The organism is Polaromonas sp. P1_F2, assembly GCF_056405735.1.
Genome location: NZ_JBFUBN010000019.1, coordinates 26,266 through 38,386 on the forward strand (window position 1 = coordinate 26,266; position 12,121 = coordinate 38,386).

The following is a 12,121-nucleotide window of genomic DNA, read 5'->3' on the forward strand; positions in this document are numbered from 1 at the left end:
CAAACGCCTGCGCCTAGGCAGGCTGACCGGATAAGGCGGGATGTAAGGGATGTGCGGGGTGTTCCTTTCGCACGCGGCGTACCCCTGCTTCAGGGCAGGGCTCTGCGAAACCCGGCCCTGCGCCGGGCCGAAAACCCCGAAAATACCCGGGTGTCCCAGCTTCCGTTCCACCCGGCCGTTTCCGCCTGGCTAGAAGGCCGGTTTGGCCGCGCCACCGAGGTCCAGGCCCAGGCCTGGGCCGTGACCTCACAGCGCCGCCATGCGCTGATCGCCGCGCCCACGGGTTCGGGCAAGACGCTGGCGGCCTTTCTGTCGGCGATTGACGAGCTGGTGCGGGAAGGCCTGGACAAAGGGCTTTCGGACGAAGTCCATGTGCTGTATGTGTCGCCGCTGAAGGCGCTCTCCAACGACATCCGCAAGAACCTGGAAGAACCGCTGGCCGGCATCCAGGCCGGGCTGGCCGCGATGGGCCTGCCCGATCCCGGCATACGCGCGGCGGTGCGCACGGGCGACACGCCGGCGGCCGAGCGCGAGCGCATGCGCCGCGCGCCGCCGCACATCCTGGTGACCACGCCGGAGTCGCTGTACATCCTGCTGAGTTCGGACTCGGGCCGCGCGATGCTGAAGTCGGTGAAAAGCGTGATCGTCGACGAACTGCACGCGGTGGCCGGCGTCAAGCGCGGCTCGCACCTGATGCTGTCGCTGGAACGGCTGGAGGCGCTGTGCGAGAAGCCGCCGGTGCGCATAGGCCTGTCGGCCACCGTGAAGCCGCTGGACGAGATGGCGCGTTTCCTGGTCGGCCAACGCAGTGACCCTGTTGAAATCATTGACGCCGGCCACGTGCGCGAGCGCGACCTGGCGATCGAGATGCCGCGCTCGCCGCTGACTGCGGTGATGCCGATCGAGGTCTGGGACGAGCTGTACGACCGGCTCACCGAGCTGGTGGCGCAACACCGCACGACGCTGATCTTCGTCAACCAGCGCCGCATCGCCGAACGCGTGGCGCGCCACCTCGCCGAACGGCTCGGCGAGGAGCACGTCACGGCCCACCACGGCAGCCTGGCGCGCGAGCACCGCCTGAACGCCGAGCAGCGGCTCAAGCAGGGCGAACTCAAGGCGCTGGTGGCCACCAGTTCGCTGGAGCTCGGCATCGACATCGGCGACATCGACCTGGTGTGCCAGATCGGCTCACCGCGCGCCATCAATGCCTTGCTGCAGCGCGTGGGCCGCGCCGGACACGCCATAGGCGCGATCCCGAAGGGGCGGCTGTTTCCGCTGGCGCTGGACGACCTGCTGGAATGCACCGCCCTGCTGGCCGCGGTGGACCGCGGCGAGCTGGACCGCATCCGCGTGCCGGCCAAGCCGCTGGACGCGCTGGCGCAGCATGTCATTGCCGAGACCGCCTGCCGCGAATGGCCGCTGGACGCGCTCTACGACTGCCTGCGGCGCGCGCAGCCCTACCGCGAACTCACGCTGCATGAGTTTGAGCAGGTGGTGCAGATGCTGGCCGACGGCTACAGCACGCGCCGGGGCCGGCGCGGCGCCTACCTGCATTACGACGCCGTCAACCGCATGCTGCGCGCGCGCCGCGGTGCGCGCATGGCGGCCGTCACCAATGCGGGCGTGATCCCGGACCAGTTCGACTACGAGGTGGTGCTGCTGCCCGACGGGCACCGCGTGGGCACGCTCAACGAGGACTTCGCCTTCGAGAGCCTGCCGGGCGACATCTTCCAGCTCGGCAACGCGTCTTACCGCATCGCCAAGGTGGAGACCGGCAAGGTGTTGGTGGAAGACGCCCGGGGGCAGCCGCCGTCCATGCCCTTCTGGCTCGGCGAGAGCCTGGGCCGAACCGATGAACTCAGCGAGGCGGTGTCGCGCGTCTGCGAGACCGCCGACAGGCTGCTCGACGACGGCGTGCAGGCCTGCGAGCGTTGGCTGCGCGAAGACCTGCGCCTGCCCGCCGCCGCGGCGCAGCAGCTCGCGCTCTACCTGGCGGCCTCGAAGGCCGCGCTCGGCGTGTTGCCCAGCCGGCGCCACATCGTGTTCGAGCGCTTCTTCGACGAGGTGGGCGACACGCACCTGGTGATCCATTCGCCTTACGGTTCACGCATCAACAAGGCCTGGGGCCTGGCGCTGCGCAAACGCATGTGCCGCAAATTCAACTTCGAGCTGCAGGCCAGCGCGCTGGAGGACAGCATCGTGCTGTCGCTGGGGCCCACGCACAGCTTCGCGCTGGAAGAGCTGCGGCACTACCTGAAGACGGCCAGCGCGCGCGAGGTGCTGGTGCAGGCGCTGCTGGACGCGCCCATGTTCGGCACGCGCTGGCGCTGGAACGCCACTGCCTCGCTCGCGGTGCGCCGCATGAACGGCGGCCGCAAGGTGCCGCCGCAGTTCCAGCGTTCCGACGCGGAAGACCTGCTGACGGTGGTCTTCCCGGACCAGCTCGCCTGCGCCGAGAACCTGGCCGGTGAACGCGAGATTCCCGAGCATCCGCTGGTGGCGCAGACGCTGCACGACTGCCTGAACGAGACCATGGACGCCGACGGTTTTGTGCGGCTGCTGGCCGGCATCGAGGCCGGCGAGGTGCGCATCAGCACGCGCGACCTGGCCACGCCCTCCCCGCTGGCGCACGCCATCCTGAACGCCCGCCCCTATGCCTTCCTGGACGGCGGCGCGGCCGAGGAGCGGCGCACCAAGGCGGTCAGCACCCGGCCGCTGATGGACCCGCAGACGGCCGAGGACATGGGCAAGCTCGACCCGCAGGTGATCGCGCAGGTCTGCGAGGACGCCAGGCCCGACATCCGCAGCGCCGACGAACTGCACGACGCGCTGGTGGTGCATGGCTTCCTCACCATCGATGAAACACCGTTTCCCGAGTTCATTGCATCACTTGCACAGCAGCAGCGCATAGCCCGGCTCGGCCTGCCGGCGGGTGCAGAGATTTACGTGGCGGCGGAACGCCTGCATGAGTTCTGCGCCGTCTTCCCGGATGCGGCGCTGTCGCCAGCCATCACCCCGACATCCAGCGCGCGGCCCGACGCTGATGCGGCGCTGCGCGAGATTCTGCGCGGACGGCTGGACCTGCTGGGCCCGGTGACGGCTCAGGCGCTGGGCGCGCCGCTCGAGATGAGCGCTGACGCCGTACTGCCGGCCCTGCTGCAGCTTGAAGCCGAGGGCGCGGTGATGCGCGGCGCCTTCACCGCTGCCGGCGCGCAGGAGTGGTGCGACCGACGCCTGCTGGCGCGCATACACCGCGGCACACGCGAGAAACTGCGCGCCGAGTTCCAGCCGGTGCCGCCGGCGCAGTTCATGCGTTTCCTGTTCCGCTGGCATCAACTGGGCAGCAGCGAGGGTGGAGGAGAAGGCGACGAGCGCCGTGAAGGTGAAGGCGGGCTGGCCGAGGTGTTGCGCCAGCTTGAAGGTTATGCGGCGCCGGCCGCGGCCTGGGAAGAGGAGCTGCTGGCGGCGCGCGTCAGCCACTACCAGCCCGCCATGCTCGAGAAGCTCTGCGCCGTGGGCCGCGTGGCCTGGTGGCGGCCGGTGGACGCCGGCGATGCGGCGGGCCGCAAGACGGGGCCGGTGCGCGGCACGCCGGTGCTGCTGTGCGAGCGCGACGCCCTGCCCCACTGGCAGCAGGCGGCCGGCGCGGCGGCGGCAAGCGATGGCACGGCGGGCGCTGAACCGGTGCTGTCCAGCGCCGCGCGCCAGGTGCTCGAAGTGTTGCGCACACACGGGGCCAGCTTTTTTGCGGACCTGCGGCATGACGCGCGGCTGCTGGGCACCCAGGCCGAACAGGCGCTGGCCGAGCTGGTCGCGCACGGCCTGGCCACGTCCGATTCATTCGCCGGGCTGCGCGCGCTGGTGATGCCGGAAGACAGACGCAACAAGCTGCGGCGCAGGCCCGGCGCGCTGGACCCGATGGAAGACGCGGGCCGCTGGTCGCTGACGCGGCGGCCGCGGCCGCTGGAGCCCGCGCCGGGCGCTCTGGCCGAACCGCACGTGGAGCACATCGCGCGCGTGCTGCTGCGCCGCTATGGTGTGGTGTTCCGCAAGCTGCTGGAACGCGAAGACGGGCTGCCACCGTGGCGCGAGCTGTTTTATGTGCTGCGCCGGCTTGAGGCGCGCGGCGAAGTGCGCGGCGGCCGGTTTGTCAGCGGCTTTTCGGGCGAGCAGTTCGCACTGCCGGAAGCCGCCACGGCCCTGCGCAGGATCGCCAAAACGCCGGGGGATGAGCGGGTCGCCATCTCGGCCGTCGACCCCTTGAACCTCGCCGGCATCCTGACGCCGGGTGACAAGGTGCCGCGGCTACCCGGCAACCGCCTGCTCTTCGAAGCCGGCGTGCCGGTGGCCGTGCAGTGCGGCGGCGAGATCCGCTACCTGCGGGAACTTGATGCGGGCGCGCAGTGGGAGATGAAGAAGCTGCTGGTTCGCCGCTAGAAGAGTGGGGCCGCGACCGGCTTACTTGAGATGGGCCTTGTAGAAAGCAGCCAGCTTGTCAAACGGAATCAGATTCACGCGGTCATACAGGTCCACGTGGCCGGCGCCGGGAACAATGAACAGTTCCTTGGGTTGGCCCGCAAGCTTGTAGGCCTCTTCGCTGAACTCCCGGGAGTGAGCTTCGGCACCGGCGATGAACAGCATGGGACGCGGCGAGATCGTCTCGATGTCGTTAAAGGGATAGAAGTTGACGAACTTGACCTCGGTCGAAATGGCGCGGTTCTGCGTCAGCTCAAGGGTCCGGCCTTCGGGGATGGCCCAGCCGCGCGGCGTGCGGTAAAAATCGTGGAACTCACGCGTGATGGGATCGGCGTCCTTGGGAAGCTCCACCGGCAGATAGTTGCCCCACCGGGTTTCACCGCCCATGAATTCCACATAGCGCTGTTCCGCGGCTTTGGCGATCATTTCCTTGCGCTGTTCGACTGACTGCGAATGCTTGAGGCCGTTGCGGGTTACTCCGCCCATGTCATACATGCTGACGGTTGCGATGGCTTTCAGGCGCGGGTCGATCTTCGCCGCACTGACGGCAAAGCTGCCGCTGCCGCAGATCCCGAGCACGCCAATCCGCTTGCGGTCCACAAAAGTCCGCGTGCCCAGAAAGTCCACCGCGGCGCTGAAATCTTCGGAATACATTTCCGGCGCGACGGCGTTGCGGGGAAACCCTTCGCTTTCGCCCCAGAAAGACAGGTCTATGGCCAGCGTCACAAAACCCTGTTCGGCGAGCTTCTGCGCGTACAGATTGGAGCTTTGCTCCTTGACCGCGCCCATGGGGTGGCCGACGACGATCGCGGGATTTCTGGCATTGCGGTCCATGCCCTTGGGGACAAAAAGATTCCCCACGACGTCCATGTGGTACTGGTTTTTGAAGCTGACCTTTTGCAGGGTCACCTTGTCGCTTGTGTAGAAGTTGTCGGCACCGGTGGGCATATTGGCTCCTGTTGCAGTGAATGAACTGGCGAGAAGCGCCAGGATGAGGATCAGTTTTTTCATTGAATATTTCTCAAGGTTCAGAGTCGACACCCGGCGCGGCCCTGTCGATGACTGCGCTCAAACGGCGTACAGGTATTTTTTGCGTTTCACACCACCATGCGGTAGCGCATTCCGGTGGTTTTCTTGCCTGATCCTCTGGCGGCACGGCGTTTTTGTGGACATCGCCCGGACGCTGGGGATACAGTGCCTCCATGAAACTGAAAGACGATACGGGACCGCACCGCCCCGCGCCACCGGGCTCTGTGCACGAGGCGCTGGCACGCAGCATCTCGGCATGGTCGGGCGGCAAGAGGGATTGCGCGACGCCCATCGCCAACCTGGGCTTCTTTCGCCGTGAAGCGCCTTCGCCACCCGTGGTTTGCCTGATCGAGCCCAGCATTGTTCTGGTCGCACAAGGCGCCAAGCAGCTGGTGGTCGGCAGCGAGGCCTATCCCTACAACGCCGACCGCTTTCTGCTCACCTCGCTGGACTTGCCCGCGAATTCGGCGGTGATCTCGGCCAGCGCGAAACACCCTTGCCTGGGATTGGCGCTGAAGCTGGACCTGCGCATGCTGGCGGAACTGATCGCGCAGGGCGGCTTGCCGCCCGTAAAGGATCGCTCCGCGGGAAAAAGTGTGGGCATAGGCACTGTGACGCCGGCCCTGCTTGAACCGTTCAAGCGCCTGGTGGACCTGCTGGAGGAACCCGCGGCCCTGCCGGTTCTTGCGCCGCTGGTGCAGCGGGAGATCCACTACCGGCTGTTGCTGAGCGACCAGGCGGCACTCTTGAGGCAGATCGCCTCGGTGGACAGCCAGGGCCACAGGATTGCCAGGGCCATTGACTGGCTCAAGCTGAACTACGCCTCGCCGCTGCGTGTTGAAGAACTTGCAGGACGCGTGCACATGAGCGCGCCGACCTTTCACCACCACTTTCGCCAGCTCACCACGATGAGCCCCTTGCAGTACCAGAAGTGGCTGCGGCTCAACGAAGCCAGGCGGTTGATGCTCAACGAGCACCTGGACGCGGCAAGCGCCTCATTCCAGGTGGGCTACGAAAGCCCGTCGCAGTTCAGCCGTGAGTACGGCCGGCTGTTTGGCACGCCGCCCAAACGCGACATCGCGGAGCTGCGCCGCCAGGCCGCCGTCAGTGCCTGAGGGCGAAGCGCTTATCGGAGCAGCCCGGCCTCAAAGCGATCCAGTTCTTCCTCAAGCGTGCCGCGGCTGCTGAAATCCCGCTTTGCCTGGCCATACCAGTATTCGGCGTTTCCCAGGTCGCCTTCCTGGACATGCAGGATGCCGTGCAGCCAGGCGGCCGTCTGTGATTCATCACTTTGCACGAGGGTATGCGCCTCGTCCCAGCGCCCTGCGCGGATATGCAGCAGGGCTTGGCGAAGAATGTCCATCGAAAGCTCCTTGAATAAATGATTGTTTAACGAGGTGTGCGTGTCTTGCCAACCGGCGGACCGGCGACGGGCGCATGCCGCGCCATCAGTTCGGCCACCCACTCGATAAACACCCGCAGCTTGGCGCTGACATGCCGGTTGGGTGGAAAGGCCACGTACAGCGGCATGGGATCAAGACGCCAGTCGCTGAACAAGGGCAGCAACTCGCGGCGAATGACATGCTCCCTGGCCATATAGTCCGGCAACCACAGGATGCCCAGGCCCGCCAGGCCGGCCGCGAGGTAGGCATTGCCGTCGTCGAAGGCGAACAAGTGGCGGCCCTGCACCTTGAGGCTCTCGCCGCCCTTGTGCATGGCGTAGGGAAAGGCCTTGCCGGTGCGCGCCCACAGAAAGCCGACGATGCGGTGCTCCGTGTCCTCAAGCTCCCGCGGGTGCGCGGGCGTGCCGGCGCGCGCGAGGTAGTCCGGTGCGGCATACACCCCGAGCTGCAGGTCGCCCACCTTGCGGGCCGCCAGCGACTGGTCGCTCAGTTCGCCGCCGCGCACCACGCAGTCCACGTTGTCGGCGATCACGTCCACCATGCGGTCGCTGACGCCCATGTCGAGCTGGATCTCGGGGTAACGTGCATGGAAGGCCGGCAGGGCCGGTACCAGGATCATGCGGGCCAGGGGGCTGGGCACGTCGACCCGCAGCCGGCCCCGGGGCGAGGCCGACGCGCCGGACAGGCTGGTCTCGGCATCGTCCACGTCGGCCAGCACGCGCAACACACGCTCGTAGTAGGCCGCGCCGTCGGCCGTGACCTTGACCTGGCGTGTGGTCCGGTTGAGCAGCTTCACGCGCAGCCGTGCCTCCAGCTGCTGCACCAGCTGCGTGACGCTGGTCTTGCTCATGTGCAGCGTCTCGGCCGCCTTGGTGAAGCTGCCCGCTTCCACGACGCGGGCGAAGGCCTGCATGGCATCGAAACGGTCCATCTCTGCCCCATAGTTGTCGATTGTTTGGATTCTACGAACAGTGATGGACAGGCTTGCCTGTTTATCTGAAAGACCCGGCGGCCTACAGTATCTTCATCGTTAACCACGGGCCGATTCAGGCCTGATTTTTTGAATGAAGGAGATTGAGATGGCACAACGTGACATCGTTTTCCCGCCCGGGCGCCGGGCGCTTTATGAACGCAACCGGTATTCACCGGCGCTGAAGTCCAAGGGTTTCCTGTTCGTGTCGGGCCAGGTCGGCAGCCGCGAGGACGGCTCGCCCGAGCCCGATCTGCAGGCGCAGGTCCGGCTCGCCTTCGACAATCTGAACGCCATCCTGAAAGCCGCGGGATCCAGCTTCGACGACGTGGTGGACGTCACCGTGTTCATGGTGGACCCGCAGTCGACCTTCGAGACTATCTGGAAGGTGGTGCCGGAATACTGGGGTCAGGCGCCGCATCCCACGCTGACCGCCGTCGGCGTGACCTGGCTGTATGGCTTCCAGTTCGAGATCAAGGTGATTGCGAAGCTGCCGGAAGGCCGATGAGGATTGGCCTGGGGAGCAGCCGGGAATCGCTCAGCCCGCGTCACCCATCGCCCGATGAACCAGCAGCGTGTCCGTGAACTGCTCGAAGGCCACGACCTTGCCGTCTTGCAAATGCCAGACATGGGCCACACGGGCCTGCATGTCTTTTCCGGTGGCGCGGTAAGTGCCGTGGTAGCTGCCCACGCCGATGATGTGTTCACCAGCGCCGATGAGGCTTTGCAGCTCGAAGCGATAGCCGGTCCAGTCCCGGCCCAGCACGGCAAAGACGTTGTCGGCCACTGCTTGCGGCCCGACCCAGGTGCCGGCGCAGGGAAAGCCCGCCATCTCGGTCCAGCGCACCTGGGGCGAGACATGGGCCATCATCTCGTCGATGTTTCCCTGGGCCGAGGCCGCGTAGTGGGCGCTGACGATGTCGAGATTCGACATCATGGTTTCAGCCCCACTTCATCTCGCCCTTGGCGACCTTGGCGCCGATTTGCAGCGCCACGCCCATGCCGGCGTTCGGGTAGCGCCGGGTCATGGCCGCGATGAGAGCGCCGCTGTCGGCGGTCTTGGCCAGCACTTCCTCGAAAGCCACGAGGTAGTCGCGCGTGTATTGGATCGCGCTTGCGTCCACCGCCGCCGTGACCGCCATGTGGCCGGGAACCACCACGGCGGGTTTGCGCGCGGCCATGGCGTCAAGCGTCTTCACCCATGCGGCGCGGGCCTCGGCACCCTGCGTGTCGGCGGTCCACACATGGACGCCGGAGAACAGCAGCACGCCGCCAAAGATGGCGTTCAGCGAAGGCACCCAGATGTAGCGGCGATTGGCCAGGCCGTCGGCATCGACGATCTCGATGGCCTGGCCTTCCAGGGTGAGGCTGCGGCCGTCAAAGGCGTCAGGCATCACGATGTCCGCCAGCGCCTGCGGGCCGTTTTCCTTGAGCTGCGGGCCCCAGGTGGCCAGCTTCTTTTCCACGTTGCCCTTGATGGCCGCGATGGTGGCCGGTGCGGCGATCACCTTGGCGTCGGGAAACGCCGCCTTGATGGGCGCAAGGCTGAAATAGTAGTCGGGATCGCTCTGGCTGATGTAGATGGTCGTCAGCTTTTTGCCGGTGGCCTTGATGGCTTCGGCCAGCGCCTTGCCGTCGGGAAGCGTGAAGCCCCCGTCGATCAGGACGGCCTCGCGTTCGCCGGAGATCAGCACCGGGGCACGGAAGAACCCGTGTTCGCCGGCGGGGAAATGTTTCCAGGTCAGGTTGGTATTTGCAGCCATAGCGTCTTTCACTCCTAGGATGGCCGTCGCGACAGCCGCGCCGGCTACAGTTTTGATTGCTTCTCTTCGTGTTGTCATGGTTTTTTCCTTCTTTCTTCTCTAACAGTTAACTCAAAAGGGATTGCGGGGATGGGGCAGCGCTGGACTCAGGCCGCCTCGAGTTCGCCGGCCAGAGCGCTCGGGTTGGAATAGAAGGCCGCGTGGTTCACGATCCAGCGTTTCGCGCCGGATTCGGCCACCAGGGTGGGCACGCCACGCGCGCCGAACTCCCGCATCAAGGCCTGCCCACGATCCATGCGGGACTGGTTGGCCGAGAGAAGATCCTCATCGGGTCGCGCCACCAGTACGGCGGCCTGTTCAAGGCCGAGCCCGCGCAGAACGCCGGCCAGCGTTTCCAGCGAGGTCGTGTCCTGGCCATCCACATAGCGCGCACTCTGGATCGCCTTGAGGGCTTCCAGCTCCCGGGCCGGCGCCGTCAAAAACACGGCCGTGAGCGCCATCGTGGCGGGGCCGCTGTCAAACAAGCGCTGGCGGTCACCGAGAACCTGCTCGCGGTACTGCTCGCTGAAGCGCTGCCCCGTCAGGCCTTCGATGCGCTGGTCGTTGGACCAGGCATAGGCGGCGAAGTCGGCATTCATGGGCCTTGCGCCCTCGCCGGCGAAAAGCCCGGTGGGCAGCAATTCAATATTGACAGAGGGAACTTCGCTCAAGGCCGACAGCGCCGGCATGGCGCCGTAGCACCAGCCGCACAGCGGGTCGAACAGGTAATAGAGGGTCTTGGTCATGGATTCTTTGGAGTTTTTGCCGGGTGTTCTTTGCGCTCTTTGCTCACTGGCTGTGATCGTAGGCACTAAGCATTGACTGTTAAAGACATCTCTGATAAACACAATGTATGTTTAAAGCAAACAATCAAGACGAAGGCGGCCTCGGCGGGCTGGGCAACCTGAGGCGCCTGGCCTACTTCGCGGCGGTCGTGGAAACCGGCTCCTTCACGGCGGCGGCGGATCGCCTGGGGATCACCAAGGCGGTGGTCAGCCAGCAGGTGGCCCGGCTGGAGCGTGAGTTCCGCACATCGCTGCTGGTCCGCACCACGCGCAAGGTGCAGACCACCGAACTGGGCCAGGCTTTTTACCTGCGCTGCGCGCTGATCCTGCGCGAGGCCGGCGATGCCTTCGACGACCTGGCCGAAACCTCGGCGGAGCCCTCCGGCATGCTGCGGCTCACCGCGCCCTTCGACTATGGCGTCGGCATCGTGGTGCCCGCCATCGCCGCCTTTACCCAGCGCTATCCGGCGTGCAAGGTCGATGCCGTCCTGAGCGACCAGACGCTGGACCTGATGTCGGGCAACTTCGAACTGGCGATCCGCGTCGGCTGGCTGGCCGAGACCAGCCTGCAGGCACGGAAAATCGGCTCCTTCCGGCAATTGCTGGTCGCGTCGCCGGCCATGAAGCCGCAAGTGGCGCGGCTCACCGACCCGCAAGACATCGCCGGCCTGCCCTTCATCGCCAACACCGCCTTGCGCGACCACCTGACCTGGAATTTCTCGCTCAACGAGACCAAGCGCCAGGCCGTGCACGTGCAGGCCTCGATTTTTCTCGACGCCACACTCGCCGTGCGCGAAGCCGTGTGCCAGGGCGCGGGGCTTTCAGTGCTGCCGGACTACGCGGTGGCAAACGACCTGGCGACGGGCCGCCTCATCCAGGTGCTGCCGCAATGGCTTCTGCCTTCGGGCGGCATCCATGCGGTGTTTCCGGCCGCGCGCTTTCGCCCCGCAAAGGTCCGCGCTTTTGTCGACCTGCTGGCGGAGAGGGAGCAACAGCGGCAGGGCGGTTGACGTGTGAATGCCGGCGCCCCTCAAGGCATCAAGCCTGCGGACCGGTAAGCGTCGACGGTTCTGTCGTAGACGCGCACATCACCGCAACCACGTGCGACCAGTTGCGCGCCCTCCACCGCGGACAGGATGGCAAACGCCCGACGTTCTATCGAGTCGGGGCTCTGTAGCGGATCGTGGGCCGCCAGTACCTCGGACAGCCAGGCAACATTGGCCGCGTTGAACTTCTCGACCTCCGCCTGTACTTCAGGCGAGAGGTCGTCACGCTCGGCGGCCAGCATCCCGCACAAACACATCCGGTTGCTTTTAAGCAGGGCGCCCCGAAAAACTTCAGCGTATCCCGTCATCCGCTCGTGGGTGTCTTTGCTCTTGCTCGCCAGGCTCTGCAGGTGCAGGACGAGGTCTTCGGTGTAACGCCGGGCGAGGGCCACGGCCAGGTCGTCCTTGGTCGGAAAGTGGTAGTGGATGCTGGCGCTCTTGATGCCGACCTCTTTGGCCAGCTCACGGAAGCTCAGGGCGTTGTATCCCCTGGCCTGCACCATCAGGCGGGCGGCCGCCATGATGCCTTCCTTGGTGTCGATCGCTGAAGAAGCCATATCCCGTTCCTTTTAAAAAAAGCTTGACGCCAAAGACGGCGAGATTCTAAAAT

General features: G+C 65.9%; 11 protein-coding genes. 4 read left to right on the forward strand and 7 right to left on the reverse strand.

Going from position 1 to position 12,121, the window contains the following annotated elements:
- Positions 1-150: 150 nt before the first annotated feature.
- The gene (locus tag AC1D0O_RS24320) at positions 151-4,437 is read left to right on the forward strand and encodes a DEAD/DEAH box helicase (RefSeq protein WP_477656055.1); all 4,287 of its coding nucleotides are present in this window, start codon (positions 151-153) and stop codon (positions 4,435-4,437) included.
- A gap of 21 nt (positions 4,438-4,458) precedes the next feature.
- On the opposite strand, the gene AC1D0O_RS24325 is transcribed toward AC1D0O_RS24320, so the two are convergent.
- Positions 4,459-5,487, reverse strand: a complete 1,029-nt coding sequence (locus tag AC1D0O_RS24325) for an alpha/beta hydrolase (RefSeq protein WP_477656056.1) — start codon at positions 5,485-5,487, stop codon at positions 4,459-4,461.
- Positions 5,488-5,678: 191 nt separating this feature from the next.
- Here AC1D0O_RS24325 and AC1D0O_RS24330 point away from each other — a divergent pair, with 191 nt between their 5' ends.
- Entirely contained in the window at positions 5,679-6,620 is a 942-nt protein-coding gene (locus AC1D0O_RS24330; protein WP_477656057.1) for an AraC family transcriptional regulator, read from the forward strand.
- Positions 6,621-6,631: 11 nt separating this feature from the next.
- Here AC1D0O_RS24330 and AC1D0O_RS24335 read toward each other — a convergent pair whose 3' ends face one another.
- Positions 6,632-6,868 (reverse strand): hypothetical protein, encoded by a 237-nt coding sequence (locus AC1D0O_RS24335; RefSeq protein WP_477656058.1) that lies wholly within the window; start codon positions 6,866-6,868, stop codon positions 6,632-6,634.
- Positions 6,869-6,894: 26 nt separating this feature from the next.
- The gene (locus AC1D0O_RS24340; protein ID WP_477656059.1) at positions 6,895-7,839 is read right to left on the reverse strand and encodes a LysR family transcriptional regulator; all 945 of its coding nucleotides are present in this window, start codon (positions 7,837-7,839) and stop codon (positions 6,895-6,897) included.
- Positions 7,840-7,987: 148 nt separating this feature from the next.
- Between AC1D0O_RS24340 and AC1D0O_RS24345 the strand changes: the two genes are divergently transcribed.
- Positions 7,988-8,386, forward strand: coding sequence for a RidA family protein (locus tag AC1D0O_RS24345; protein WP_477656060.1), 399 nt, complete (start codon positions 7,988-7,990; stop codon positions 8,384-8,386).
- A gap of 30 nt (positions 8,387-8,416) precedes the next feature.
- Here the strand turns inward: AC1D0O_RS24345 and AC1D0O_RS24350 are convergent, their stop codons facing one another.
- The 3 genes from AC1D0O_RS24350 to AC1D0O_RS24360 form a co-directional block, all read right to left on the reverse strand.
- The gene (locus AC1D0O_RS24350; protein ID WP_477656061.1) at positions 8,417-8,815 is read right to left on the reverse strand and encodes a nuclear transport factor 2 family protein; all 399 of its coding nucleotides are present in this window, start codon (positions 8,813-8,815) and stop codon (positions 8,417-8,419) included.
- 4 nt (positions 8,816-8,819) lie between these two features.
- Positions 8,820-9,719, reverse strand: a complete 900-nt coding sequence (locus AC1D0O_RS24355) for an MBL fold metallo-hydrolase (RefSeq protein WP_477656062.1) — start codon at positions 9,717-9,719, stop codon at positions 8,820-8,822.
- A 68-nt stretch (positions 9,720-9,787) separates the two neighbouring features.
- The gene (locus tag AC1D0O_RS24360) at positions 9,788-10,426 is read right to left on the reverse strand and encodes a DsbA family protein (RefSeq protein WP_477656063.1); all 639 of its coding nucleotides are present in this window, start codon (positions 10,424-10,426) and stop codon (positions 9,788-9,790) included.
- A gap of 107 nt (positions 10,427-10,533) precedes the next feature.
- On the opposite strand from AC1D0O_RS24360, the gene AC1D0O_RS24365 reads away from it, so the two are divergent.
- Entirely contained in the window at positions 10,534-11,475 is a 942-nt protein-coding gene (locus AC1D0O_RS24365) for a LysR family transcriptional regulator (RefSeq protein ID WP_477656064.1), read from the forward strand.
- Between the two features lie 20 nt (positions 11,476-11,495).
- Here AC1D0O_RS24365 and AC1D0O_RS24370 read toward each other — a convergent pair whose 3' ends face one another.
- Positions 11,496-12,068 (reverse strand): TetR/AcrR family transcriptional regulator, encoded by a 573-nt coding sequence (locus tag AC1D0O_RS24370; protein WP_477656065.1) that lies wholly within the window; start codon positions 12,066-12,068, stop codon positions 11,496-11,498.
- Positions 12,069-12,121 lie beyond the last annotated feature (53 nt).

Coding starts and splice junctions, on each gene's coding strand:
- AC1D0O_RS24325 (WP_477656056.1), bottom strand. CDS start 5,487: ATGAAAAAACTGATCCTCATCCTGGCGCTTCTCGCCAGTTCATTCACT.
- AC1D0O_RS24330 (WP_477656057.1), top strand. CDS start 5,679: ATGAAACTGAAAGACGATACGGGACCGCACCGCCCCGCGCCACCGGGC.
- AC1D0O_RS24335 (WP_477656058.1), bottom strand. CDS start 6,868: ATGGACATTCTTCGCCAAGCCCTGCTGCATATCCGCGCAGGGCGCTGG.
- AC1D0O_RS24340 (WP_477656059.1), bottom strand. CDS start 7,839: ATGGACCGTTTCGATGCCATGCAGGCCTTCGCCCGCGTCGTGGAAGCG.
- AC1D0O_RS24345 (WP_477656060.1), top strand. CDS start 7,988: ATGGCACAACGTGACATCGTTTTCCCGCCCGGGCGCCGGGCGCTTTAT.
- AC1D0O_RS24350 (WP_477656061.1), bottom strand. CDS start 8,815: ATGATGTCGAATCTCGACATCGTCAGCGCCCACTACGCGGCCTCGGCC.
- AC1D0O_RS24355 (WP_477656062.1), bottom strand. CDS start 9,719: ATGACAACACGAAGAGAAGCAATCAAAACTGTAGCCGGCGCGGCTGTC.
- AC1D0O_RS24360 (WP_477656063.1), bottom strand. CDS start 10,426: ATGACCAAGACCCTCTATTACCTGTTCGACCCGCTGTGCGGCTGGTGC.
- AC1D0O_RS24365 (WP_477656064.1), top strand. CDS start 10,534: ATGTTTAAAGCAAACAATCAAGACGAAGGCGGCCTCGGCGGGCTGGGC.
- AC1D0O_RS24370 (WP_477656065.1), bottom strand. CDS start 12,068: ATGGCTTCTTCAGCGATCGACACCAAGGAAGGCATCATGGCGGCCGCC.